This is a genomic window from Williamwhitmania taraxaci, from assembly GCF_900096565.1.
Lineage (GTDB): Bacteria > Bacteroidota > Bacteroidia > Bacteroidales > Williamwhitmaniaceae > Williamwhitmania > Williamwhitmania taraxaci.
Map to the genome: position 1 here is coordinate 18,984 of NZ_FMYP01000033.1, position 25,678 is coordinate 44,661.

The 25,678-nt window shown below is 43.1% G+C and carries 20 protein-coding genes; 11 read left to right on the forward strand and 9 right to left on the reverse strand.

Annotated elements, in window-relative coordinates; genetic code table 11:
• From porW to BLS65_RS09850, 7 genes are all read right to left on the reverse strand, one after another.
• Positions 1–2,667 carry a type IX secretion system periplasmic lipoprotein PorW/SprE gene (gene porW, locus BLS65_RS09820; RefSeq protein ID WP_170830066.1) on the reverse strand — a complete coding sequence of 889 codons (2,667 nt, stop codon included), beginning with the start codon at positions 2,665–2,667 and terminating at the stop codon, positions 1–3.
• Positions 2,668–2,975: 308 nt separating this feature from the next.
• Positions 2,976–3,374 (reverse strand): DUF1987 domain-containing protein, encoded by a 399-nt coding sequence (locus tag BLS65_RS09825; RefSeq protein ID WP_092438454.1) that lies wholly within the window; start codon positions 3,372–3,374, stop codon positions 2,976–2,978.
• A gap of 21 nt (positions 3,375–3,395) precedes the next feature.
• On the reverse strand, positions 3,396–3,908 hold the full coding sequence (locus BLS65_RS09830) for a SiaB family protein kinase (protein ID WP_212590526.1): 513 nt from the start codon (positions 3,906–3,908) through the stop codon (positions 3,396–3,398).
• 261 nt (positions 3,909–4,169) lie between these two features.
• Positions 4,170–4,979: an acyl-ACP--UDP-N-acetylglucosamine O-acyltransferase gene (gene lpxA / locus BLS65_RS09835; protein ID WP_092438458.1), complete on the reverse strand. Its 810-nt coding sequence runs from the start codon at positions 4,977–4,979 to the stop codon at positions 4,170–4,172.
• A gap of 7 nt (positions 4,980–4,986) precedes the next feature.
• Complete coding sequence (locus BLS65_RS09840; protein ID WP_092438460.1) at positions 4,987–6,384, reverse strand: bifunctional UDP-3-O-[3-hydroxymyristoyl] N-acetylglucosamine deacetylase/3-hydroxyacyl-ACP dehydratase; 1,398 nt, start codon at positions 6,382–6,384, stop codon at positions 4,987–4,989.
• 104 nt (positions 6,385–6,488) lie between these two features.
• Positions 6,489–7,523 (reverse strand): UDP-3-O-(3-hydroxymyristoyl)glucosamine N-acyltransferase, encoded by a 1,035-nt coding sequence (gene lpxD, locus BLS65_RS09845; RefSeq protein ID WP_092438462.1) that lies wholly within the window; start codon positions 7,521–7,523, stop codon positions 6,489–6,491.
• 35 nt (positions 7,524–7,558) lie between these two features.
• Positions 7,559–8,791 carry an HD domain-containing protein gene (locus BLS65_RS09850; protein WP_092438494.1) on the reverse strand — a complete coding sequence of 411 codons (1,233 nt, stop codon included), beginning with the start codon at positions 8,789–8,791 and terminating at the stop codon, positions 7,559–7,561.
• A gap of 228 nt (positions 8,792–9,019) precedes the next feature.
• Between BLS65_RS09850 and rimP the strand changes: the two genes are divergently transcribed.
• The 8 genes from rimP to BLS65_RS09890 all read left to right on the forward strand — a co-directional run bounded on the left by rimP (position 9,020) and on the right by BLS65_RS09890 (position 19,238).
• On the forward strand, positions 9,020–9,493 hold the full coding sequence (gene rimP / locus BLS65_RS09855; protein ID WP_170830067.1) for a ribosome assembly cofactor RimP: 474 nt from the start codon (positions 9,020–9,022) through the stop codon (positions 9,491–9,493).
• Positions 9,494–9,517: 24 nt separating this feature from the next.
• The gene (nusA, locus tag BLS65_RS09860) at positions 9,518–10,756 is read left to right on the forward strand and encodes a transcription termination factor NusA (RefSeq protein ID WP_092438466.1); all 1,239 of its coding nucleotides are present in this window, start codon (positions 9,518–9,520) and stop codon (positions 10,754–10,756) included.
• Positions 10,757–10,821: 65 nt separating this feature from the next.
• Positions 10,822–13,932 (forward strand): translation initiation factor IF-2, encoded by a 3,111-nt coding sequence (infB, locus tag BLS65_RS09865; RefSeq protein ID WP_092438468.1) that lies wholly within the window; start codon positions 10,822–10,824, stop codon positions 13,930–13,932.
• Between the two features lie 162 nt (positions 13,933–14,094).
• Positions 14,095–14,616: an RNA polymerase sigma-70 factor gene (locus tag BLS65_RS09870; RefSeq protein ID WP_092438496.1), complete on the forward strand. Its 522-nt coding sequence runs from the start codon at positions 14,095–14,097 to the stop codon at positions 14,614–14,616.
• Positions 14,613–15,320 carry a FecR family protein gene (locus BLS65_RS09875; RefSeq protein ID WP_092438470.1) on the forward strand — a complete coding sequence of 236 codons (708 nt, stop codon included), beginning with the start codon at positions 14,613–14,615 and terminating at the stop codon, positions 15,318–15,320. Before BLS65_RS09870 ends, BLS65_RS09875 begins: the two co-directional genes overlap by 4 nt.
• Entirely contained in the window at positions 15,304–15,513 is a 210-nt protein-coding gene (locus tag BLS65_RS09880; protein ID WP_170830068.1) for a FecR domain-containing protein, read from the forward strand. Before BLS65_RS09875 ends, BLS65_RS09880 begins: the two co-directional genes overlap by 17 nt.
• A 94-nt stretch (positions 15,514–15,607) precedes the next feature.
• Positions 15,608–18,226, forward strand: coding sequence for a TonB-dependent receptor (locus tag BLS65_RS09885; protein WP_092438475.1), 2,619 nt, complete (start codon positions 15,608–15,610; stop codon positions 18,224–18,226).
• A gap of 139 nt (positions 18,227–18,365) precedes the next feature.
• A complete protein-coding gene (locus BLS65_RS09890; protein WP_092438477.1) occupies positions 18,366–19,238 on the forward strand; it encodes a FecR family protein in 873 nt (290 codons plus the stop codon).
• 9 nt (positions 19,239–19,247) lie between these two features.
• On the opposite strand, the gene BLS65_RS09895 is transcribed toward BLS65_RS09890, so the two are convergent.
• Positions 19,248–20,393 carry a CofH family radical SAM protein gene (locus BLS65_RS09895; protein ID WP_092438479.1) on the reverse strand — a complete coding sequence of 382 codons (1,146 nt, stop codon included), beginning with the start codon at positions 20,391–20,393 and terminating at the stop codon, positions 19,248–19,250.
• A 210-nt stretch (positions 20,394–20,603) separates the two neighbouring features.
• Between BLS65_RS09895 and pdxA the strand changes: the two genes are divergently transcribed.
• The 3 genes from pdxA (at position 20,604) to BLS65_RS09910 (ending at position 25,055) form a co-directional block, all read left to right on the forward strand.
• Entirely contained in the window at positions 20,604–21,665 is a 1,062-nt protein-coding gene (gene pdxA, locus BLS65_RS09900; protein ID WP_092438481.1) for a 4-hydroxythreonine-4-phosphate dehydrogenase PdxA, read from the forward strand.
• Positions 21,666–21,810: 145 nt separating this feature from the next.
• On the forward strand, positions 21,811–24,099 hold the full coding sequence (locus BLS65_RS09905) for an NADP-dependent malic enzyme (RefSeq protein WP_092438483.1): 2,289 nt from the start codon (positions 21,811–21,813) through the stop codon (positions 24,097–24,099).
• Between the two features lie 116 nt (positions 24,100–24,215).
• Positions 24,216–25,055 (forward strand): TraB/GumN family protein, encoded by an 840-nt coding sequence (locus BLS65_RS09910; RefSeq protein ID WP_170830069.1) that lies wholly within the window; start codon positions 24,216–24,218, stop codon positions 25,053–25,055.
• A gap of 303 nt (positions 25,056–25,358) precedes the next feature.
• Here the strand turns inward: BLS65_RS09910 and BLS65_RS09915 are convergent.
• The coding region (locus tag BLS65_RS09915) for an IS30 family transposase (RefSeq protein WP_125869826.1) at positions 25,359–25,678 on the reverse strand (320 nt) is incomplete at its 5' end.

Genomic DNA, 25,678 nt, shown 5'->3' on the forward strand with positions numbered 1-25,678 from the left:
TTATTTGTAGTATTGCTTAAAGAAGATTAGGTAGTTCTGGATGTTTTTCTCGGCCACAAAAAGTGCGTAGTTCTCTTTGGATATTAAGAAGAAGGTGCACTCCTCTGCTGTCGCATTGAGGAACAAATCAGGCTGGGTCTTTATTCGCTGATAGTAATCAAGAGCCTTTGCTTTGTTTGGAAAAACATCTACTACTATTTGGTTAAAACTTTGGTTTAGTTGGGAAGAGGCAATGTTTAAATTGTCGTTGATGTAGTTATCTAAATTAAAGGAGACCAAGTTGAATTTAACACGATTTAGGTCCATCTTATTTGTGATCACAACCATAAAATACTGCTCTCCATCCGAATCGGTATAGGTAATGCTGAGTTTACTTGCATCTGTTTTTGGTGATGTCGATTCCGTATTACCACCCAGTGTTAGCTTTAGTTCCAGCTTGTTCAATGCAGCAACCATCTCTGTCGCTTGCTTGCCCTCCTCTGTGTCGGGGTGTTTTTTAGATACCTCAACAAGTGCATTTCTATAGTCACCAAGATTTCCCGGACCGCCCTTGCAAATAGCCATGAGCAAGTCGTACTTTGGCATGAGATTGCTTTTTGGGTAACGGGTTACCGCTGCGGTAAGCAATCGTTCTGCTTCTGCATACTGGTTGTTGGAAACAAGCGTGTATATGGTTTGGTATCCATTTTCCTCTTCCGCCAGCTGCCGTTTCATTGTATTTAAATAATCAGGGTTCGAAATAGCCATTGCAAATGGACTATTTGGGAATCGGGTAACGAGGAGGTCTCGGTATTTGGTAGTCCGACTATTATCATTGTTCGCTTTCGAAAGTTGGTAGAGGTTAAAATAAACTGCTACTAAGTTTTCGCTAGACTGGAATCGCTGTGCGAATTCCTCATACAGTTTAATGGCGGCAGGGTAGTCCTTCATTTTATTTTGGTAGACTTCAGCCGCTTTAATTAGCGATGACTCAACTTTACTAATTGAGGCTTTCATTGCAGAGTCGGACAGGGGCAAGTCCAAGAGGTAAAACTCTCGCGATTTATTTGATAGGGCAACCTTCTGAACGGCTATGGCTTGCTCTTTAACCTCATCATTTTGTTCGGTAACGATTAACGCAGAAATCCCTTTGTTTTTACGACGCCAGTTATCTTCGAGTTTCCGTTTTCCCCAAAGCATTTGAAATTCGGAAAGGCCTACACCAAGCGTTGCCGAGTTGTAAAAATACCATTTGCCACCTTGTTGTCCTGCTAAGTTTTGGGAGGCTTGCTGCTGCTGGTATAGCGAGGTGTTAAAACGTTGTTCTTCCTCCTCTTTTCTCTTCTGCTGCTCCTCCTCTTGAACCCTTACGATAAGTTCCGCAATAAGAGCATTGCGATCGGGTTCACTCATTAAGGCCACTCGTTGAAGGCTATCTTGGTGGCTAACGATACGTAGGTTTGTGATTAATTCAGTTAGATTGTCGGCTTTTAGTTTTACCTGAGCATAGTCGGGGTAATTTTCGTCGATAACGCTAACGGCAGTGTCGTAGTATGCCTGAGCCATTATATAGTTTGGTCGCTCAAAGTAGAGATCGGCGAGCGTTGTGCTCGATAATCCTTTCTGAAAATCGTTGGAAACACTTTTGCTTACTGAGATGGTTAAGTTTTCAATGGCCGCATTTTTATTTCCCTCAGCCAGATCTATTCTGCTAAGCGCATAGTAAACCAAATCGAGGTATTCTATATTCTTGTCGTCCTTGGCCATTTTGTAGAGCAACTTGCGGAGATCCTTTCCTTTTTGACCCTCTTGGAATAGGTTGGCCAGCTTAATTTGGGCGTTAAAGGCGGTTTCATATGGTGGATTCATGCGAGTTACCCGCTTAAAGTAGGAGATGCTCTGTTCTATTTGCCCAACTTTTTCGTAGAGTTGTCCCAGCAGATAGGTTAGCCGAATTCTCTTGGATTTATGCCAACGGTATTCCATTGCCTTTTCGAGGTATGGAATGGCTTCTCTGTATGATTTCCGCTTAATATTAAGATCGGCAAAGGAGAAATTCAACTCTGGTTTTAACTCTTCTGGCAATTTCTTATCAGTTTCCAAAGAGCGCAGCATCTCTTGCGATTGCTCGTATCGACCCAATAGGGCTTCTATACGAGCGTTCCAAAGTTTTGCCTCAAACAGTATTGGATTGTTTGGGTACTGCGTAAACATAAAATCGAATGTTTGCTGGGCTTTGTCAAAATCGTTGCTGTAAACACTGGCTTTCCCAATTAAAAGATAGGCTTCGGGAACCCATGCGCAGAATTCATTTTGGTTATAAAAAGCCCGATATTTCTTCGAAAGAATACCACTCTTGGGTTTAGGTTTTACCGTCAAGGAGTGACGAGCAATTAATGCCGAGCCTTTTTTTACTGCTCGATCCATATCGCCCGCAAGGGAACCCGCCATTTGCTTATTGCCAAAAGTAAAAACAGGCAAGAGGTTGGTGTAATTTAGGGGATACGTGTTCTCTGCCTTCTCAACGCCTTTCAGGTAACTCTTGTTGCCGTTGAAATAGTAGTTGTAGTAAGCGGTTAAATTATGATAGTTGCGCGAGACTAAAGTGTTTTTTCGAGTAGAGCAGGCAGTGATCAGGAGAACAACGCCTACGGAAAGGATAAGAAACTTTTCGCAGGATGATTTCATGAGTAATTTTTTAAGTAATAAGGAACCATGCAACTTCCATCGTGGCGTATTCATCTTCTTGTTGTAGTGCAACGGCCCAACGAATATGTTACTGCCATCATGCTAATTATTAAAGTATTTCCAAGATTTCCCTTTACATCTGGAACAAAAATAAGCCAGATAACGGAGGGTAACCTTTTTAACAACTATTTATTTGAAGAATTATTTTCTCTCCGTAAAAATAGCGGGATTTTTTGAAACTGAAGTATCATTCTTTAAAACAAAAGAGCCAAGCAATGCGCTTGGCTCTAAATGTATGCTCGTTGCCTCTAGTAAGCGAAGTAATTAAACGGGATGCAAACTAAGTCCGAGAGTTCTTCGCCCGATTCCTTAATCTCATCATCATCGGATTCGTAGTACCAGTTTACCACAATTTTGTTGCCCATATCGTGAACCTTCCTGAGTTCAAAAAGTATGTCGAGTAGAAATTTAGCTGAAGAGGAGTTAAAATAGGTCATGCGGAAGTTCGTGATGATTACGGGCTTGTCGAATTCCTTGTTGTTCGTGAAGGTTTCATCTATGTAATCTTGAATCCAAGTAACCACTGGTTTGTAATAGCCAATAACATTCTCTGGCCTCGAGAATCCTGCGATGTCAAGGGTGTGCTTTGAGGGATTAAAATTCACATCGGGTGTGAATTCTGTTGGTTCGATTATTAAAGGCTTCATAGTCGTCACTCAATTGTTAGTTTACTGGTGACATATGGTAATGTCTATGGAAAACAGCATGTACTTATCGTTGATTTTTTCAAACGAAAAGCCAATCTTATTTTCGGATACCTTAGCAATGTTAATTATTCCTAAGCCTGCGCCACCTCTGTTATTCACGGCATTATGCAAAATTGTGTTTTTGTATAGCTCTTTGAGTCCGGTCCGGTCTAGCGAATTTACTAAGTCAAGGCGCTGCTTCAAGTTTGGAACTTTAGCATTAAGCAAACTATTTGCAGCCGAAATAGTAAAGTTCTTTGAGTCGATACCGAGGTTAAATATAGGTGTGTGCGCTATGATGTCGCCATCTAACACTACATCTTGGTGTCGATAGATGTTTTCGAGGCCTTCTACAATGGCGGCGTACACCTTCTTCTTAATGGTAATATTCATACCATAATCGTCTAAGATGGTTGTCATCTTATTCAAGAGAAGGCCTATTGCTTCATAGCTTAAAGGCCCGTTGTGTGTAAGTAATGTTGTCTCTGTAATCACCTGATAGCTCCTATGTTTTAAGCATCGGAAAGTTAATGATTATTTTCAAAATGCATTAAAAAATATCGACGAATATTTCATCTTGAGTATTTGTTTGCATTTGTCAATTATTTGGCCACATATTTAGAGCGTTTGAATTACGTTTTTATTGTTGACGGCAATAGAAAAATATTGGTCCAATGCTTGGTCCTTTGGAATTGAATGAAAAGAGTTGCCTTTTGGGCAACTCTTCTATTAAACTACAATCAAACGTTTCTCTTATTAATCATCTTCCTCGGCTACGGAACTTCCAGTTTTGAGACCGCTTCGAATAATGCCGCGTTTGGATCCCTTGATGAAGTTCACGATGTAGTCTCGGTCGGGATTGGAAGGGATGTTGTTTTCGATCCACTCAATTCCTTGCGATACATTCAGCCCCTTTTGATAGATTGTACGGAAAATCTCATGGATTTCGGCAACCTGTTCTGGGTTAAATCCTCGGCGTCGTAGTCCAATCGTATTTAAACCAACGTAGCAGAGCGGTTCTTTTCCTGCTTTTACGTAGGGTGGAATATCCTTACGAACCAACGCTCCTCCAGAAACCATTACATGGGAACCAATTCTTACAAACTGGTGCACCAGAACGTGGGCACTTAGTATGGCAAAATCGTCAATTTCCACCTCTCCGGCAAGTTGAGTGCCATTCCCGAGGATTACATTGTTACCCACAATGCTGTCGTGAGCCACATGCACATAGGCCATCAAAAGGCAATTGTTTCCAACTATCGTTTTCACCCTTGCGGCAGTGCCTCTGTTCACGGTAACACATTCGCGGATGGTGGTATTGTCGCCAATTTCCACGAAACTCTCTTCTCCTTTAAATTTAAGGTCTTGAGGAATTGCTCCGATTACTGCTCCTGGGAATATTTTACAATTCTTTCCAATTTTCACATTGTCGAGAATAGTGGTGTTTGGGCCTATCCAAGTCCCTTCTCCAATTTCCACATTTTTACTAATGTAGGCGAAAGGCTCCACAACTACATTAGCCCCAATTTTCGCTTCGGGATGAATATATGCCAGTGGCTGATTCATGGTGTCCTTATTCTTTAAATTTTGTTATTTGGGCTGTGAGTTCTCCTTCTAAAACTAAGGTGTCTCCAACGTAAGCTTGACCATACATGGTAGCAATACCCCTGCGGATGGGCTCTACAAACTCCATCTTAAATATGAGGGTGTCGCCGGGAACCACTTTGCGTTTAAATTTAACCTTGTCGATTTTCAGGAAGTAAGTGAGGTAATTCTCAGGGTCGGGTACTGAATGCAGAACGAGAATTCCTCCAACCTGTGCCATTGCCTCAATTTGGAGGACGCCTGGCATCACCGGTTCTTCTGGGAAGTGACCTACGAAAAAGCCTTCGTTCATGGTTACGTTTTTCACTCCAACCACCGATTTGTCGTCAAGAGCAATAATCTTGTCGATGAGCAAGAACGGTGGGCGATGTGGCAGAATCTTTTGAATCTGCATGATATTGAGCAACGGTTGTTGGTTGATGTTATATTCGGGTGCCGATCCCTTCAAGGCTTCTCTTCGGGCCATTTTCCGAAGCACCTTGGCAAACTCGGTGTTGGCGTGATGTCCCGGGCGAATAGCCACAATTTTCCCCTTGATGGGTTGGCCAAGCAAGGTTAAATCGCCAATGAGATCGAGCAGCTTATGTCGAGCAGGTTCATTTTGGTAGCGAAGGTCAAGGTTGTTAAGGAATCCTTCCGGTTTCACATGGATTCGAGGCTTGTTAAAGAGATCGGCAATTCTGTCGAGTTCCTCCTGAGGTACTTCGTGCTCCATGATCACAATTGCATTCTCCAGGTCGCCCCCTTTAATTAGGTTGTTCTTGAGAAGAAATTCTAACTCGTGGAAAAAGACAAAGGTACGGCATGGGCCAATCTCCTCGTTAAATTCGCTTATGGAGCCCATCCGTGCATATTGGTTCCCCAAAACGCGCGATTTGTAATCAATGAGAACATCCACTTTAAATTCGTCATCGGGGTAGGCAACAATCTCAATATTCCCCTTTGGGTCGGTATAAACAATTTTTTCCTTAATAACGAAGTAGTTCCGATCGGCTGTTTGCTCCACGGTACCCACGGACTCAATAGCCTCAACAAAATATTTGCTACTGCCGTCCATGATTGGTGTTTCGGGAGCATTAATGCGCACAATGGCATTGTCGATGCAGCTGCCAGCCAATGCGGCCATTACATGCTCGATGGTGCTAATGCGAACGCCGTTTTTCTCAATGGTCGTTCCCCGCGAAGTGTCTACTACCAGTTCGGCCGAAGCGTCTAGAATTGGCTCACCTTCCAAGTCGGTACGTAGAAACTTAATTCCGTGATTTTCTTCGGCAGGACAGATGGTTAACTCAACCTGTAGGCCTGTGTGAAGCCCTTTACCGTGCAGTGTAACTGGTTCCTTAATTGTATGTTGTTTATCTGCCATTACGCGGACTTAATTTGTGTTAAAATTGGGCGCAAGATATAAAAAAAAAGAAAACCCGCCATGACGATATATTCTCATTGGCGGGTTTGATAGCATTGTATAATTTATTTCTCTAGGGCTTTGACCTTTTTCTCGAGTTCAATCACTGTGTTTCTAAGGTCTGGAAGATTTTTAAAGACAGCATAACAGCGCTGGTATTTACCAAAGCCAAAGGCCGGAGATCCCTGTACAACATCGCCATCGTTCCGAAGGTTGGATGAGATTCCCGATTGTGCAGCAATCTTCATTCCATCGGGGATGGCAATATGGCCAACAATACCTACCTGTCCACCTATCATACAGCCCTTGCCAACCTTAGCCGATCCTGCAATGCCGGTTTGCGCGGCAATAACCGTATTTTCGCCTATTTCAACGTTATGGGCTATCTGTATTAGATTGTCGATCTTGGCTCCTTTTCGTACGATTGTTGAGCCCATTACAGCTCTGTCGATGGCGGTGTTTGCACCAATCTCAACGTAGTCCTCGAGAATTACGTTGCCCAACTGTGGTATTTTTTTGTAGTTGCCATCTTCCGATGGGGCAAATCCAAATCCATCGCTACCAATTACGGTTCCAGCGTGAATGGTTACATTATTACCGATTACGCAGTCGTAGTATACCTTTACTCCCGGATAGAGGATGGCTTCATCGCCTATCGTTACGTTATCACCAATATATACTTGAGGGTAGAGTTTCACATTGTTTCCAATCCGAGCATTTTCACCAATGTAGACAAAGGCTCCAATGTATGGGTTCTCTCCAATCTTGGCTGTTGGTTCAATCTCTACCTGTTTGCTCACACCCTTTTTCTCGCCGCGAGCTTTGCTTACCATATCGAGTAAGAATGCAAAAGCTTGGTATGCATCGGCCACTCGAATTAGGGTTGCTTTTATAGGCTCGGTAGCTACAAAATCTTTGTTTACGAGCACTACCGACGATTCGGTTGTGTAAATGTATTTCTCATATTTTGGGTTGGCCAAAAACGAAAGGTAACCGGGCTGTCCCTCCTCAATTTTGGCAATATTATTTACCTTAACGTCGGGGTTTCCTTCCACTATTCCTTGGAGAAACTGAGCTATTGTTGCGGCTGTAAATTCCATATGAAATTGTTTCAATTTGTGGCAAAACTAATACTTTAAATCCAACCGACTATCTCTTTCGGATAGCAGAAGAAATATTTTTTAACAGTATTGCCTAATGCCGAGTGGTTTAGCATTTCAGAGGCAGTGTAAATATCCTCTAGTCGGTTATTCTTAAATAAGATTTTTATGGTCTCCTGCTTGGGGTTATAGAAGCTATTGGTTACCTCTCCTGCAAAGCAAAGGTAGCCTGTATGAACATCCGAAAGGTTCATTCTGTTTCGACATATCTCCTTTACTAATGCTACTCGTTCCTGGGAAAATGGTGTTCCCGATAGTTCAACATGGAGCAGACGGCGGTTATTCAATCGGCAGCACATATCCGCTAATGTCGTGTCGGGATGATTCATCCAATCCTTAATGGCAAGCGCAATGTCCGAATCGTCGAGGCTGGCGAACATATCCAGCCACGATTCAATCGGCTCTAGTTCCGTTCTCCCCGAGAGGAAAAAGTGCAGCCTTGGGGAACTGGCAATGGGAATCCGCTGTTCCACTAGTTCTCTGGCACGATGTAGAATGGCGATGAGCATCTGTTCGGCTCCAACTACTGTTTTGTGCAGGTATACTTGCCAATACATCATCCGGCGGGCAATTAGAAATTTTTCAATGGAATATATTCCTTTGGCCTCCACAACCAATTCGTCGGAAGCAACATAGAGCATTTTAATAATACGCTCTAGGCCAATAGTACCTTCGGCTACACCGGAGAAGAAACTATCGCGACGCAGGTAGTCCAATCGATCTACGTCCAGCTGGCTCGAGACCAGCTGATGAAGAAATTTCTTGGAGTATTGATTGCTAAAGATAGCAATGGCCATATCCAGTCGGCCACCCAACTCCCGATTGAGTTGATTCATAAAGGCCATTGAAAGCAACTCATGGCTAGTTTTTTTCGAAAACGAATGCTCAAGGGCGTGAGAGTACGGCCCATGTCCAAGATCATGAAGCAGAATTGCTGCAATTGCGCCCTCTTCCTCTTCCGATGTTATCTCAATTCCTTTCTCCTTCAACACCTGTATCGCCTGGGTCATTAAATGCATTGCTCCGAGGGTGTGCTGGAAACGATTGTGTACGGCCCCAGGATACACCAAATAACTAAGCCCTAGCTGCTTAATGTTTCTGAGCCTTTGCAGCCAGCGATGCTCAATTAACTCAAAAGCGAGAGCGTTGGGTATTGTTATAAAGCCATGAACGGGATCGTTGACGATTTTTTGTTTGAAAGAGGGCATTGTGGACATAAATAAAGATGGATTGCTGGTGTTGTTCTGTGACTCAATTGGCGATTACTTTGTAGGGGTTGGGGGAGGTTAAAGATAACGCATTTGCAACAAAATATTTCTAATTTCTTTAATATTTTTGGGAAGTTAGCTGAGAATGATTACTTTTGCAGAGTTAAGTCGACAGTGGACGGCGGAGGGGGGACTGGAGTCCCCCATTTTATTATGCAAAACTCAGTAATGTTGAAGCAGGAAGAGATCAGAGAACTAGTCAAGCAAGAGGCAATCGCACGGGGACTTTTTTTGGTGGACGTAAAGGTCAATAACCAAAACGTAATCGAAGTGGAGATTGACTCGGAGGGTGGCATTGGCATAAAGGAGTGTATCGAGGTAAATAAGGCAATTGAAGCCTTGCTCGATCGCGAAAAAAACGACTTTGAGTTAACTGTTGCTTCTCCCGGGTTGGGTCAACCATTAAAGGTGTTTGAACAGTATCAAAAAAACATTGGTAAGACGCTCGATATCGTAACTGTAACAGGTGAAAAACTTAAAGGTGTGCTCTTAGAAGCAAGCCTCGAAGAAGGCATTGCCTTGGAGGTTAGTGAGAAGCGAGTTGTTGACGGGACCTCCAGGAAGCGTGCAATGGTTGTTGAGGTATATAAAATGAAATTAGAAGAAATAAAGACAGCGAAAGTTGTTATTTCCTTTAAATAATATTGGCAATTTTTAGGTAAAGCAATGGAAAACTTGAACCTGATTGATACTTTTTCCGAGTTTAAGGAACTCAAAAGCATTGATAGACCTACAATGATGAGTGTTTTGGAAGATGTCTTCCGCAGCATGCTCATTAAAATGTATGGATCCGATGAGAATTTCGATATTGTTGTAAATATCGACAAGGGCGACTTTGAGATTTGGAGAAACAGAACGATTGTTGAAGACGGTAGCGTTGAAGATGTCAACAAGCAGATAGCCTTCACCGATGCGCAGAAAATTGACAAGGAATACGAAGTGGGCGAAGATGTTACCGATCCGGTAAAACTTTCCGATTTTGGTCGTAGGGCCATCCTTGCTTTGCGTCAAAACTTGACTTCACGTATCCTAGATCTCGAAAAAAACAATCTTTACAATAAGTATAAGGATAAAATTGGCGATCTCCTTACGGGTGAGGTTTACCAAGTTTGGAAGAAGGAGATTCTTGTTCTCGACGATGAGGGCAACGAATTGATTTTACCAAAGAATGAGCAAATTCCGGGCGATTTCTTCCGCAAGGGCGACAGCCTCAGGGCTGTAGTGATCCGTGTGGAGATGAAAAACAACAGCCCTATTATTGTTCTCTCCCGTACTTCACCAGTATTCCTTGAGCGCCTCTTCGAATTGGAGGTCCCTGAAATTTTTGACGGATTAATCACCATCAAGAAAATCGTGAGAATTCCTGGCGAAAGAGCTAAGGTAGCAGTGGAATCGTACGATGAGCGTATCGATCCAGTTGGTGCTTGCGTTGGAATGAAGGGATCGCGTATTCACGGAATTGTTCGTGAATTGCGTAATGAGAACATCGATATTATCAACTTTACTACTAATATACAACTCTTCATCACCCGCGCCCTCAGCCCTGCTAAGGTTAGCGAGATTAAGATGGACGAGAAGTTTAAGAAAGCCGAAGTTTACCTTAAGCCTACCGAAGTATCGCTGGCTATTGGAAAGGGAGGTTATAATATACGCTTGGCCAGTCAACTCACCGGCTACGAAATTGACGTTTACCGCGAAACCGAAGAGGAGGAAGAGGAAGATGTTAATCTAGACGAATTTGGCGATGAGATCGAAAGCTGGGTAATTACCGCATTAAAAGGTATTGGATGTGATACCGCAAGGAGTGTACTCGACATACCAATTTCCGAATTGGTGCGCAGAACCGACTTGGAAGAAGAGACCGTGAAAGAAGTTGTGAAAATTTTTAGGGCGGAATTGGAGTAACATTATATTTGCATTTGAAATGGAAACCGACAGGCTGGTTTACCATAACAGTTGAGGACTGATTTATGACACAATTCGAGAAAGCGGCAAGGCTTAGTAAGCTGGCGATAGAGTTTAATGTGGGCATGTCTACTCTGGTGGATTACCTTAAAAAGAAAGGTCACGAGATTGACTCAAGCCCGAACGCCAAGGTTGCTCCCGAGCTTTGCGAAATCATTGCCAAAGAATATGGCAAGGATGCAAACATTAGGGACGCCTCTAAGAAGCTTAGTTTAAAGAACCTTCGTGAGAAGAAGGAAACAATTTCTATTTCCGACAGAGACGACGACGCGTCAAGCGCTGATGATTCTGTTAGAGACAGTGATGAACTATTCATCAAGGTAACGACTGAGTCTCCTGTTGAGAAAAAGGAGAAGTTGGAAGAAGTTGTTTCGCATCAACCCGTTAAGGATATTGAAGTTAAGGTCGTTGGAAAAATCGACCTCAATAGCATGACTGGTAAAAAGAAGACACAAGACGAACCTGTTGCTCCAGTAGTTAAGTCCGTTCCAGTTGTGGAAGAAAAGGCGGAACCCGTTGTAGCGCCTGCACCGGTTAAGGTGGAAAAAGTTAAACCTATTCCTGTAACAGAATTGCCTCGCGAAGAAATTGCTGTGAAGGTTGTTGGGAAAATTGATCTCGATCAAAACCGCAAAAAGCCTGCTGGCGCTGAACAAAATCAGGATAATAGACCTAAGCATAAGCCTCACGCCCCTAAGCAAGAACAGCTAGAGACCGAGAAGAAACCTCATGCGAAATCGCCTGAAAAAGTACAAACACACAAGCCAGAGCAACACAAGCAGAAACCAGTGGCAGCAGAACCAAAGCCGGTTATTGCTTCTGAGCCCGTTACCGAAGAACCTAAAGCAGCAGTATTGCCAGTGGAATTATATAGATCGGCAGTTGAAAAACTGACAGGTCCAACCGTCATTGGTAGAATCGATCTCGATGCTATCCAACCAAAGAAAAAACCCGTTGCCTCTTCCTCCGATTTTGATAAGAAGAAAAAGAAGCGCAAGCGGATCAAGAAGGACATGCCAAACAAGCCTACGGCTGAAGGTGGTGCTCCTAAGCCAGCAACAACAACTGAACATAAGCCCAAGATACCTGTATCTAGTGGCCCAATGCGCTTTATTAAGAAGGATAACCGTGAGCGGACCGCTGCTGGAGTTCCAATTATTGCTGGACCAAATGACAAGAACAAGGGAAAGAAACGTCCAGTTCTACGTCAAGAGGTAAACGTTGTTGACGTTCAAAAGCAAATTAAGGATACCCTAGCTCGTTTAACGGGAAAAGGAAAATCCAAAGGTTCAAAATACCGCCGCGAAAAGCGCGATGTTGTATCGCAGCGGACAATGGCTGAACAGGAGCGTGCTGAGCAAGACAAGAATATTATTCAAATTACAGAATTCGTTTCTGTAAACGAATTGGCTTCCATGATGGATGTTCCGGTTACCGATGTAATCGAAACATGTATGAACATGGGACTTATGGTTTCCATTAATCAACGTCTCGATGCCGAAACATTGGCTCTTGTAGCTGATGAGTTCAACTATAAGGTAGAGTTTGTTTCTATCGAAATTCAAGAGGCCATTAAGTCCGATGTTGATTCTCCAGAGGATCTCATTTCACGGCCTCCAATTGTTACCGTGATGGGTCACGTTGACCACGGTAAAACCTCTTTGCTCGACCATATTCGCCATGCGAATGTAATTGCAGGTGAAGCGGGTGGTATTACTCAGCACATTGGTGCTTATGCCGTAAAGTTAGATGATGGTAGACAAATTACGTTCCTCGATACTCCCGGTCACGAAGCGTTTACGGCGATGCGTGCTCGTGGTGCGAAACTTACCGACGTAGTAATTATTGTAATAGCCGCTGATGATAGCATCATGCCCCAAACGGTGGAAGCTATCAACCACGCAAGTGCTGCCGGCGTTCCAATGATTTTTGCCATCAACAAGATTGATAAAGCAGGCGCAAATCCTGAAAAGATAAAAGAGACTCTTGCAAGTATGAACTACTTGGTTGAGGATTGGGGTGGTAAATATCAGTGCCAAGAAATCTCGGCAAAGAAGGGAACCAATATGGAACTCCTTCTCGAAAAAGTTTTGCTTGAGGCTGAGTTGCTTGAACTAAAAGCAAATCCTAATAAAAAGGCTGTTGGTGGGGTAATTGAATCCTCACTAGACAAGGGACGTGGTTACATGACCACAGTATTGGTGGATGCTGGAACACTCCGTGTGGGTGACTTTATTTTAGCAGGAACCTATACGGGACGTGTAAAGGCTATGTTCAACGAACGTAACAAGAGGATTACTGAGGCAGGCCCAGCAACTCCAGTATTGGTACTTGGGTTGAACGGTGCTCCTCAAGCTGGTGATAAGTTCAACGTTATGGACACCGAGAAGGAGGCTAAGGATATCGCTACCAAGCGTGAGCAATTAATGCGTCTCCAAGGCATACGTTCTCAAAAGCATATTACCCTCGACGAAATTGGCCGACGGATTGCCATCGGAAACTTCCAGGAGATAAATATTATTGTTAAGGGTGACGTTGACGGCTCTGTTGAGGCGCTTACCGACTCGTTGGTAAAACTGTCGACACCGGAAATCCAAGTGAATGTTATTCACAAGGGTGTCGGTCAAATCTCCGAATCGGACGTATCGCTTGCCGCTGCATCCAACGCTATTGTAATCGGATTCCAAGTTCGCCCATCGTCTGGTGCTCGTAAGTTCGCAGATAAAGAAGGTATCGACATACGTCACTACTCAATTATCTACGATGCCATTAACGAACTTAAGGCTGCCATGGAAGGTATGCTCTCTCCCGACTTTAAGGAAGAGATTGTGGCAAACCTTGAGGTTGTTGAAGTTTACGATATCACCAAGGTTGGAACTGTTGCTGGATGTATTGTTCGTGAAGGTAAGATCTTCCGCAACACTAAGATTCGCGTTGTGAGAGATGGAATTGTTATCCATACTGGCGATTTGGGATCACTGAAACGCTTCAAGGATGATGTTAAAGAGGTTGCAAATGGTTACGAGTGCGGCTTGAACATTCATCGCTACAATGATCTGAAAATCGGTGACTTTATTGAAGGATACGAAATGGTTGAGGTTAAGAAAAAACTTTAATCGCTTAAAATATTGCAGTAAAAAGCCGGGTATTTCCCGGCTTTTTACGTTTGATTCAGAATAATTAGGCCGTGAAAGCCAACAATGACCAAATATTTTTAGCATTGCTACCTGTTATCTTTGCGCAAGTATTATCTTTGGTCAATTCAAATACTTATTGCATTGACACTTCCCGAAGGCAATCATACTCCCGACGAACTAAAGTGGTTTAGGAATCTTTTTGATACCTACTACGATAGTATTCGTAATTTTGCCTATTTCAAGGTTGGCGATCCCGATATAGCCGATGATGTTGTTCAAGAGGCTTTCATCAAGGTGTGGAATATGCGCGATGAGATTCGGAGTGAAACGGTGAAAGCACTACTCTACAAAATTGCGGGTAACTTGGCTCTAAATCAATTGAAGCATAGGAAGGTAGTTCTTAATTTCGAAAATAATTACCAGCATGATACCTATGGAGAACAAGCCGATTCACAGATAATAAGTGAAGAGTTCAATACCTACCTTCAGAGTGTAATCGCATCGATGCCCGAAAACTCACGTGAGGTATTTCTCATGAACCGTATGGAGGGCCTTACCTATGAAGAAATTGCGGATAGGCTCGATTTAAGTGTAAAAGCCATCGAAAAAAGGATGTCGGAAGCGCTAAAAATAGTTCGCAGCAAAATCAGCTATAAAGTATGAGTTTAGGAAACGACAATAATCCGTTCTACCCAGAGATGGGTGATGATGAGGCCCTTGATAAAGCATTAAAGGCAATGTCCTCGTGGTCGGCTCCTGCAACAAAAAGTAAGGAGGAAGCGTGGCAGCAGCTGATGGCGGGTATCGACAGGCCAAAAGAGGATCCTACCGAGAAACCATTGGCTCCCGTTGTTACATTTAGGCGGAGATTAGTTATTTATGGTAGTGCGGCTGCCGCTTTAATTGCTATTATTTTAATTTCGACAATCTTACTTAAGCTCACGGGCACAATACAAGTGGTTGCTCCCTTTGGTGCTTTTGCAAATGTAGAATTGCCGGACCGGTCATCGGTTGTATTGAATTCTGATTCTAAGTTGACTTATAGTAAAATAGGGTGGGATAAGCATCGGAAAGTTTCCCTGCAGGGCGAGGCTATTTTTGAGGTTACTACAGGGGAGAAGTTTGAGGTTCATACACCAGTTGGTTATGTTCGGGTACTCGGAACAAAGTTCAATGTTAACTTTCGTAACAAGAATCTTGAAGTGGATTGTCTGCGTGGTAAAGTTGAGGTAGTTCTTGCCAGTGGTCGAAAGGAATTACTTGTTGCCGGTCAAGGACTAAACGTGGATAATGAGCAGCTGGTCGTAAAGAAAGAACTCAATTTGCAAACCGATGCCAAATGGATCGAAGGTGAGTTTTTTCTATAGAGAAGCCCCTCTTTACGAGGTGTTTCAGGAAATCGAGCGGCAGTATAATGTTCGAATCCAATCGATGGGAATCTCTAATAGAACTTATACTGGTTTTTTTCGAAAAGGAAATCTTAAGGAAACACTCGATTTGGTTTGTCAACCTATGAGCCTTACCTATTCCATTCAAGGAAGGATGGTTACTATAAAATAGTGTCCCAGTAGGGTAATATTACCTTTGATTGTATTACTGTAAAGCATTAATCTACGTGAAAAGGGGCGCATTAACAATCCTAATAGTTTTGCTGATGTTGGGGTTTGGTCATGCCCAATCCTTTACTGGTTCGTACTATAATGCTCCGCTAAATTTGGTTCTGGAGGAGGTCTCCTCCCAGTGCAATGTAAAGATGGCCTACGATTTCGACTTAGTAGCCAAGTTTACGGTCACGGCAAAACTCCATAAAGTAACCTTGAGTGAAGCACTGCAGGTTGCATTCGAAAATACACCCTTGACTTTTATCGAGATTAATGGCGTTTTTGTAATTAAGCCAGACCCAGGTAAATTGCAGGTATTGACCATTGCTCCCGCACCTCTGCCGCCAAAGTATAAGGTGATGGGGCTTGTGCGCGAAAAGTTGTCGGGAGAGACACTGCCATACGCCAGTATATCACTTAGCGGGACTCAAAACGGCGTAGCCGCTAATAGTGATGGCTACTTTAGTATAATTACTCAGCAGGCCGATTCGCTACTGCTTTCGATATCCTACCTTGGTTACCTTCCAGCCCAGCTGACGGTATCGCCTGCGAACCAGCGGGGATTGCTAGTGGTGGAATTGGATCGCCAAGTGGAGGTGTTTGATGCAGTGATGATAGCCGCTCCACGATCGGATGTAATGCAGGTGGAGAGCGAGCCCTCTCGGATTCGGTTGAACTCGGCTCGAATTACGGAGTTGCCCTCTCTTTCGGAGTTGGATATTACGGCACCTATCCAGCTGCTTCCGGGAATCGATGGCACAACAGAATCGATGGCTGGACTAAGTATTCGCAAATCGGGACCCGATGAGAATCTTGTATTGTATGATGGATTCACTGTTTACAAAATCGATCATTTCTTTGGGGCGTTTAGTAGCTTTAATGCCAAGGCAATTAAGGATGTTCAGGTTTTCAAGGGTGGGTATGATGCTACATACGGTGGCCGAGCCTCCGGAGTAGTAGAGATCACCGGAAAGAGTGGTAGTATGAATAAAACATCCGTGGATGTGGGGATGGATTTGCTCTCAACCGACGTTACTATAGAAACTCCTGTTGGCAAGAGGGCTTCTTTTATAATTTCCGGCCGACGCTCATTCACCGATAAGATTCAGAGTTCGCTCTACGAATCGCTATTAAAAAGTACTCGAGCCGATTTGTCGTCCTATACTAAGGTTCCTGCTTATGTCTCTAACGAAACTAGCGACCCTTCGTTTTACTATTACGATTTGAATACTAAGTTAACCATTAATCTTTCATCTAGTGATGTGGTTTCGATGAGTGGGTACAAGGGACGCGACAAGCTTACTTTTTTTGATAGTGGAGCAAAATATTCGATCGATGAGAATTCCGACTGGGGAAGTAGCGGTATGAGCCTCCGATGGGCGCGCCAGTGGTCCAGTAGTTTTTCCCAAACGCTAGTTTTTGGCGGTTCGCGTTATAACCTGTTCTATCAGCATCTCGATAGCCTTCGAAAAAGAAAGCCGCTTACCCTCTTCCAGAACGATACTATCCAAAAACAATTTATTTTGGACAGTAGAATAAACGATGTCTCTCTAACCTTGAGCAATAGTTTGAATCTGAATGAAAACAATTCTCTTGATTTTGGGTTTTCAGTTAATAGTGTGAAAACCGATTTTTCGGAATCATCTCTTCATCAGGTCAACCAGAATGTTATTATCGATACAACGCGAATAGTTGCGAATGATTCACGGGTGCTTTCTGTTTACGCTCAGAATACATACTCAAATGGTATTCTTAAGTTATTTAAGACTGGAATACGCGTCAACAGGCATAGTCTGACCAATAAGACATACTTTGAACCAAGGGTTCAAATAGCAATTGCAGCCTCTTCCATACTCCAACTTAAGGCTTCAGCTGGGAGATATCATCAGTTTATAAATCGAATACCGATGGTTTCTGCTACTGATTATAGGAGCGTTTGGGCCGTTTCGGATGGCGCTCGATTCCCTGTCGTAATTTCCGATCACTACATTGCCGGGTTTAGCCTTAAACCTTATAGTTCAATGAGTATTGACGTTGAGGGGTATTCAAAATTCACGGACGGGTTGGCGGCCATTTATAATTCGTACCGGAGAACGGCAACGAACAAGATAACCTTAAATCGCAGTTTCTATAAATATTCTAGCACTGTTTTGGGATTGGACGTTATGCTCAAGCAGAATTTTGGACGATATCAATTATGGCTGGCCTACACGCTAAGCAAGGCGAGTAATGAATCGAAAACTATAAATGGCAGTGATTCCTATCCGGCCTATGACGACCAGCTGCACGAATTAAAAATATTTGGGGTCGCAAAAGTGCGCAGATGGAACTTCTCGCTCGCATGGATTTATGGCTCCGGCAAACCTTGGGATGCCCCAACCTTTACGAATTCCACCGTGTTATCGCCTTCCTATTCAAAGAATTCTGAGCGGTTGCCAGCATACCAACGACTCGACTTAGCAATTGGTTATGCCTATAATATTGGCAAGGTGGACTGTAAGGTGGGCATGAATATCGTTAATGTTTTAGATATTAGCAATATACTCGGACGGCCATACCAGATCAAGGACGATGCCTATGAGCAGGTGTTGCAGGGTATTTCACCCTTAGAGTTCTCCGATATAAATGGGATGGGACGATTGAATACGCTCTACTTCAATTTTTCCTTTTAATCGTTGCATAATTCCGAAAGATATTCTCCTTTATTGACAGTTCACAGACACATTTATTCAGACGAACGAAATATGCTATCTTGAAGTAGGGTATTCATCCATGCGGTTGTATTACTTATGAAAATAACTCTAGGAAACCGTGAAACGCAAGGAAAATAGTGGGCCGACGAAAGAGGAAATGAGGGAGATTGCTCTTTTTAATAATCTTCGCTTTCTAAGAGCACCTGCCACTATCTCTAAAGAGGACGCGTGGCTTCAATTAATGGGTCGATTATCCGAAAACAGAACTGTTGCAACAACTATTTTTACACGTAGTTTAACTTTTCGAGCACTTCTTGCTGCAGCTACAATTGCCATTTTTCTGGTATCGTACTATTTTATTGCGCTGAGCGGTAGTATCACCCTTACTACAGGAAATGGTCAGATGGTCACGGCATATCTTCCCGATAGTTCCGTGGTTTATCTTAACTCGGGCACAACCATTCGCTACAACACCAAACATTGGAATGATCGCAGGGAGATTAAGTTGGAGGGAGAGGCTTTTTTCAAAGTAAAGGCAGGAAGAAGGTTTTCTGTAATCACCTCGGAGTCGGTTACTAGCGTTCTGGGTACAAGCTTCAATGTGTATGCAAGGGCAAATGAGGTAAAGGTCAGCTGCATCACGGGAAAAGTTCTGGTAATGAGTAAATCTAGTGGAGAATCAAAACTTTTATTGCCGGGATATAAGACTAAGGTTCTTAAAGGTGCTCGGGTCCAACGGGAGAAGACCAATATTGATCTAGAAGCCAAATGGGTGGAGGGTAAATTTTATTTCCAACAGGAGAGTATCGGAAGGGTTTTAGAAGAGATTGAGCGGCAATATAATATCAAAATAGAATACAAGGGGAATACAAATAGGACCTATACCGGCTTCTTTACAAACAACGATCTGCCTTCGGCATTGGATCTCGTTTGCATACCCATGCAACTCCGCTATAAAAGGGTAAATGCAATTACAATACAAGTTTACTAGAGGGTATAGTTAAATGTTATAAGGACTGGTTCGTAGTTCCTCAAAGCGCATAATGCGGCTAAATTCACAGTCGGGTAGTTCTAGCAGTTCATACTTTCTATTCCTCAGTTTCGGTTCAAATCCAGCATCGGCAATTGCCTTCTGAATATCGTAGGCATCCATTCGCTTAACTCCGGCAATATTTGGATTATCATCGAGCATAATAGATCCAAAATCGTTGGCCCCTGCATGCAGGCATGCTTGGGCAACTTCTTTACCAACAGACAGGTAAGATGCTTGGATGTTGGTGATATTTGATAGCATAATCCGAGAAATAGCCACGCTTCGAATATAATCTTCGGGCGGCATTTGTAGTAAATTCTGGCCAGCCAATGGCATGGTTTGGAGCCTTGCCCCAGAAACTAAAGGTATAAACTCCTCAAAGCCGGGAGCACCAAGTGGCTTTTTCGATTGAAGGTCCCTTATTTTTACTAGATGTTCTATTTGCTCGTGAGGGCTTTCCATTTGGCTGAAAACAATGGAGGCAGATGTTCCAATTCTTAGGGCATGAGCCTCCGCCATAACTGCCCACCATTCCGAGGAGTCTAGTCGTGTAGGCGACAGATCCAGCCTAACCCTTTCGCAGAGTATTTCGCCACCATGTCCAGGTAAACTATCCAATCCTGACTCGACCAATTGTTCGAGCACCTGCTTGTAAGTGAGGTTCTCCATTTTTGCAAGAAATCCAATTTCGGGAGAGCCTAGGGCATGAATTTTAAGTCGAGGAAAAATGTCTTTTAATTCACTAAATAGTGATTTGTAAAACTCGATGCCCAGCTCTGGATTTAGTCCACTTTGCAAAACAAGTTGCTCACCACCATATTTAAGCAACTCTTCCACTTTTTCGATGTACTCTTCTAATGTGGTGATATATGCCATAGAGCTTTGTGGTTCGGAGTAAGAATCACAAAATTTGCAACCAGAGATGCAGATATTGGTGATATTAATCTTTCGATCAATTTGCCAAGTAACGTAGTTGTGCGCCTTTTTGAGACGAATGAGGTGGGCTAATCCCATCAATTCGCTAAGTGGTGCCGTTGTGAGAAGGATCATTCCCTCTGCGGCTGTTAAAAACTCTAACGAGTAGGCTTTCTGGTATATATTGTCTAAACTCATCGTCATTTTAATCCAACAAGATGTTCGTTCTGCTGCCGTATTTGGCGTTCGATAGTGATGTAAATTTCAACAAAAAAACCGAAGTAAAAAACCCTTGTGCGGTTTTTAGGTGATCCCCCACTTAGCAACAGGGAATTTATTAACTTTACAAACTATATTATTAACTGGCTACAATTATTATGTTGCTGGTATAATTGAAAACGGTTATCTATGAGCGAAGAAAGAGTTAGGGTTGGAATAACCCAAGGCGATATTAATGGTATTGGATACGAGGTGATTATAAAGGCATTACAGGATGCCCGTATCAATGATTTTTGCACTCCAATTGTTTACGGTTCACCCAAAGTTGCTGCCTACCACCGCAAAGCTGTAAATGTTGAGAGTTTTATATTCAACCCGGTTAAGGATGTAGACGAAGCCAATCCAAGGCGTTCTAACTTGATTAATGTAATGGATGACAACGTTCGGGTAGATATTGGGAAAAGCACACCTATGGGTGGACAGGGGTCCATTCTATCGCTCGAAGCGGCCGTGGCTGACCTAAAGGCTGGGAAAATCGATGTTATTGTTACCGCGCCCATAAATAAGAATAACGTCCAAACCGATACATTTCATTTTCCTGGACACACAGAATATTTCGCCAAAAGTTTTGATTGCGATGATGCACTCATGCTCATGGTTTCTGATGTGTTAAAAATAGGTGTCGTTACGGGTCATATACCGTTGGAAAAGGTTTCAGAATCTATTACAATGGAGGTAATCCTTAAAAAACTTACTATACTCAATAAGACATTGATTCAGGATTTTGGCATTAGGAAACCCCGCATTGCTGTTTTGGGACTGAATCCCCATTCTGGCGATAATGGTCTCCTAGGAAAAGAGGAGATCGATGTCATTATTCCTGCTCTGGAAACGGCAAGAAATAAAGGTATCCTTGCGTTAGGACCTTATCCCGCCGATGGTTTTTTTGGCTCCGAAGGCTTTAGCAAGTTTGATGCTGTTTTGGCGATGTATCACGATCAAGGTTTAATTCCCTTCAAGTCGATGGTGTTTGATGAAGGTGTAAACTTTACTGCAGGGCTCCCTATTATTCGAACCTCCCCTGTTCACGGAACAGCGTATGAAATAGCGGGTAAAGATGAAGCAAATGCAAACTCTTTTCGCAGTGCAATTTACCTCGCTTGTGACCTATTTAATAATAGAAAACTTCATAAGGAGATATCTGCAAATCCACTTAAAACCAGTAGAATGGAGACTGAGTCGGGTCGGTAGATCTTTTTAAACTCTAAGAAACGCCGGAACTTTTTTCGGCGTTTCTTGTTTCCTACACACCGTTGTCTATCCAAATCCACAATTAGAGTATGGGTGGCGGAACAATGCGATTTATAATGATTAGCAACAATTTAAAATAGGTATTATGGAGGAAGGATTAAAAAGGGAAGCACTTGATTATCACGCCCAAGGTAGACCAGGAAAAATTGAAGTAGTTCCCACAAAACCAAATAGTTCCCAAAAGGATCTTTCCCTAGCCTATAGTCCCGGTGTTGCTGCTCCCTGTTTGGAAATCGAAAAGAATCCCGAGGATGCCTATAAATACACAGCAAAAGGAAATCTAGTTGCTGTTATCTCGAATGGAACTGCAGTGCTTGGCCTTGGCGATATAGGGGCCCTTGCCGGAAAACCGGTAATGGAAGGGAAGGGATTGCTATTCAAAACCTTCGCCGACATCGACGTTTTCGACATTGAAGTGGATACTCACGACATCGATAAATTTGTGGAGACAGTCCGGCTGATTGCTCCAACCTTTGGCGGCATCAACCTTGAGGATATTAAAGCGCCAGAGTGTTTCGAAATAGAGGAACGGCTAAAGAAATTGCTCGATATTCCTGTAATGCATGACGATCAACATGGAACTGCCATAATTTCCTCGGCAGCCTTGCTTAATGCATTGACTATAAATGGAAAGAAGATAGAGGATTTAATTGTTGTGGTAAATGGTGCTGGAGCAGCCGCAGTGGCATGCGCAAAACTTTATTTCGCGCTCGGTATTCGTGCCGAGAATTTGGTAATGTGCGATTCCAAGGGCGCAATTTCTACTAGAAGGAAAGATATTAACTCCATAAAGGCTCAGTTTGCAACCCAACGAACCGTAGATACCCTTGAGGAAGCAATGGTTGGAGCCGATATGTTCCTTGGACTTTCTGCGGCCAACGTGCTTACCACTGAAATGGTTCAATCCATGGCGAAGGAACCCATCGTTTTTGCTCTGGCAAATCCCGACCCTGAGATTGCATACGATTTGGCCATGAAAGCGCGTCCCGACATTATCTTTGCAACAGGTAGGAGCGATTACCCCAACCAAGTAAACAATGTGCTAGGCTTTCCTTACATCTTCCGAGGAGCATTGGATGTTCGGGCAAAAACTATTAACGAGGAGATGAAGGTGGCCGCTGTTAGAGCCCTTGCATCCTTGGCAAAAGAGGTAGTTCCTGATATTGTGGCCAATGCATATAATAAAAAGACGCTGGCCTTTGGACGCGACTACCTGATTCCAACACCGCTCGACCCTCGGCTTATTTCTACTATATCCGTTGCGGTTGCTCAAGCAGCAGTGAAATCGGGTGTCGCACGAAAAACTATTGAGGATTGGGATGCCTATAAAACTGAGTTAGAGCAACGTCTGGGCTACGATAATGCCATAATCCGTACCGTTAGAGATAGAACACGCAACAGCGGTAAGCGAATTGTTTTTGCTGAGGGTGGACGACTAAAAGTGCTTCAAGCTGCACAGCAAATTCTCCAAGAGGGAATTGCTACGCCAATACTCTTGGGTAGCGCTGAGAAGATTAGAAAAATATCTCTTGATAATAACATCGACCTCAATGGCGCAACTATTATCGAGTTTTATGGCGATGCTGAAGCTTGTCGTAGAGAGGTGTTTGCCAAACTATTCTTCGAAAAAAGAAAGCGGAAAGGGATTACCTATCAAGAAGCGATTGACAGTATGTACGATCGCAACCAATTTGGAATAATGATGGTTGAGGTGGGCGACGCTGATGCATTTATTTCGGGATATTCGTCGAAGTATTCCACAACCATTAAGCCAGCGCTCCAAATTGTAGGCACCGATAATCCCGGGAATCATATTGCTGGGATGTATATGGTAATGACCAAGCAAGGTCCAATTTTCCTCGCGGATACCACGGTGAACGATCAACCTAACGCCGAAACGCTTGTGGCTACAACGCTACTTGTGGATAGAGCCGTGCGTCGTTTCAATATTGAACCGGTAATCGCTATGGTCTCGTACTCTAACTTTGGTTCTGTCCCAACTGGTCAACCTGAAATTTCACGAAGGGCAGTAGAGATTCTACATGCCAACCATCCAGAAATCATTGTAGATGGAGAGGTTCAGGCAAATTTTGCCCTGAATAAGAAGATTCGAATGGAAAAATTCCCTTTTTCTAAATGGGGTGAGAAACGGGTGAATACCTTAGTATTTCCCGACTTGGCTTCTGGCAATATCTCTTACAAACTCCTGCAGGAATTAGGCGGATTTGAGGTGGTGGGCCCTATCCTTGTTGGCATTGCTAAGCCCGTTCACGTAGTTCCTATTGAAAGTTCCGTAAGGGAGATCGTCAATATGGCTACCATTGCCGTATTCGACTCCATCTGTACCCTTGAGGGTAATTGTGGATGTGAATAGGAAATGGAATATTTCTTCATGCCGACTCGTTAATAACCCAGTTTGTCCTGCCTAATAATATAACTCTTAATGATTTGGAGAATTTTCGGTTGTCAACATTAAAAAAAATGATCATAGTGCCTTTAATCGTTGCACCTGCCATATTTGCTCAGGGACAAGATTCGGAAAGCTCGTCATTGTTGTGGAAGGTATCAGGGAATGGGCTCGCCAGTCCATCTTATTTATTTGGAACCATACATGCCTTGCCTCAAAGTCGATTTTTCTTGCCCGATTCGGTTGAAAAGGCGCTAGCCTCTTGTGAGAAGGTGGTCCTCGAGATCGATATGGACGAGCCTGGGATGATGTCGGAGTTGCAGCAGGAGATGCTGATGACCGATAATGCGCTAGATCGTATTTTGTCGCACGACGAATATGAACTGATTGCAAAATTCTTTATCGACTCATTGGGGATACCATTAGCCCCGTTGGCAAACGTTAAACCAATGCTTTTGACCTCCTTTATGCTGCCCAAAATTATTGGACAAAATCCTGCATCGTATGAGGGAATATTTGTTCAGATGGCCGGTGCACTTGGTAAGGAAGTTCTCGGATTGGAAACTGTGCAGGAGCAAATTGGGTATATCGATAAGGTGCCGCTCGACAAGCAGGCAAAAATGTTAGTAGAGAGCATTATCGATTTTAATAAATCGAAAGCCGAATATGATGCCATGCTCACCGCTTACGAAACCCAAAATATTGAGGATATATACCGCTATATGCTTGAGACCTCAAACGATTTTAAGGAGATGGAGGAATTGTTGATTAAGAATAGGAATCATGCCTGGGTACCTAGAATTGGTAAACTAGCAAAAGAGTCGACATGCTTTTTTGCAGTTGGGTCAGGTCATCTTGGGGGAAGCGAGGGGGTTGTTGCTCTACTGCGACAGGCTGGCTACTCAGTAATTCCAGTTTTTTAACTGTTCGAATTACATTAAGTGGACTGGGTTTTTCCGTTGAATTATGGAGTAAAATGTTATATTATTTAGTAAAACAGAAGGGTGTTTTAACGTTGTTGAGACACCCTTTTTGTTGCTATTAATCTTAGTTACCCCAACTGCTTTTTTCTTTTCCTCCAGGCTCATCTAATTATTTGATTCAAAATAGCACTGTTTGTCTTCAATGTTGCGGTGTAAACTAGTTGACTTAGACGGTTATGCAAGGGTTTGTCTTTGAATTTTATTCTGTTTGAAATTAGAAATTCAGGGATAACAGAGCAAGATTCAACTCACAAATGCAACTTGGGTTAACTGATTATATGTTAAGAGGGGAGAGATAAACCCTAGCCTTTTTCTAGGCCGACTGTTAAGAATATCTTCGACCCACTGAACCTGCTCTTGTGTTATCGTTTTAAAGTCCGTTTTCTTCGGGAAATACTGCCTTACCAAGCGGTTTGCATTCTCGTTAGCGCCGCGCTCCCAGCTGTGGTATGGCCGTGCAAAGTAAAAATTTATTTGCAACTTTTCGGCAATAACCTGATGTGCTGCAAACTCCTTTCCATTATCAGCGGTAATAGTGTGCATTTGGTGTGCCAACGGGGATA

Bases quoted from the DNA above. Each gene is read 5' to 3' on its own strand.
- porW (WP_170830066.1), bottom strand. From the start codon at position 2,667: ATGAAATCATCCTGCGAAAAGTTTCTTATCCTTTCCGTAGGCGTTGTT.
- BLS65_RS09825 (WP_092438454.1), bottom strand. From the start codon at position 3,374: ATGAAGCCTTTAATAATCGAACCAACAGAATTCACACCCGATGTGAAT.
- lpxA (WP_092438458.1), bottom strand. From the start codon at position 4,979: ATGAATCAGCCACTGGCATATATTCATCCCGAAGCGAAAATTGGGGCT.
- BLS65_RS09840 (WP_092438460.1), bottom strand. From the start codon at position 6,384: ATGGCAGATAAACAACATACAATTAAGGAACCAGTTACACTGCACGGT.
- lpxD (WP_092438462.1), bottom strand. From the start codon at position 7,523: ATGGAATTTACAGCCGCAACAATAGCTCAGTTTCTCCAAGGAATAGTG.
- BLS65_RS09850 (WP_092438494.1), bottom strand. From the start codon at position 8,791: ATGCCCTCTTTCAAACAAAAAATCGTCAACGATCCCGTTCATGGCTTT.
- rimP (WP_170830067.1), top strand. From the start codon at position 9,020: ATGTTGAAGCAGGAAGAGATCAGAGAACTAGTCAAGCAAGAGGCAATC.
- nusA (WP_092438466.1), top strand. From the start codon at position 9,518: ATGGAAAACTTGAACCTGATTGATACTTTTTCCGAGTTTAAGGAACTC.
- infB (WP_092438468.1), top strand. From the start codon at position 10,822: ATGACACAATTCGAGAAAGCGGCAAGGCTTAGTAAGCTGGCGATAGAG.
- BLS65_RS09875 (WP_092438470.1), top strand. From the start codon at position 14,613: ATGAGTTTAGGAAACGACAATAATCCGTTCTACCCAGAGATGGGTGAT.
- BLS65_RS09885 (WP_092438475.1), top strand. From the start codon at position 15,608: ATGTTGGGGTTTGGTCATGCCCAATCCTTTACTGGTTCGTACTATAAT.
- BLS65_RS09895 (WP_092438479.1), bottom strand. From the start codon at position 20,393: ATGAGTTTAGACAATATATACCAGAAAGCCTACTCGTTAGAGTTTTTA.
- pdxA (WP_092438481.1), top strand. From the start codon at position 20,604: ATGAGCGAAGAAAGAGTTAGGGTTGGAATAACCCAAGGCGATATTAAT.
- BLS65_RS09905 (WP_092438483.1), top strand. From the start codon at position 21,811: ATGGAGGAAGGATTAAAAAGGGAAGCACTTGATTATCACGCCCAAGGT.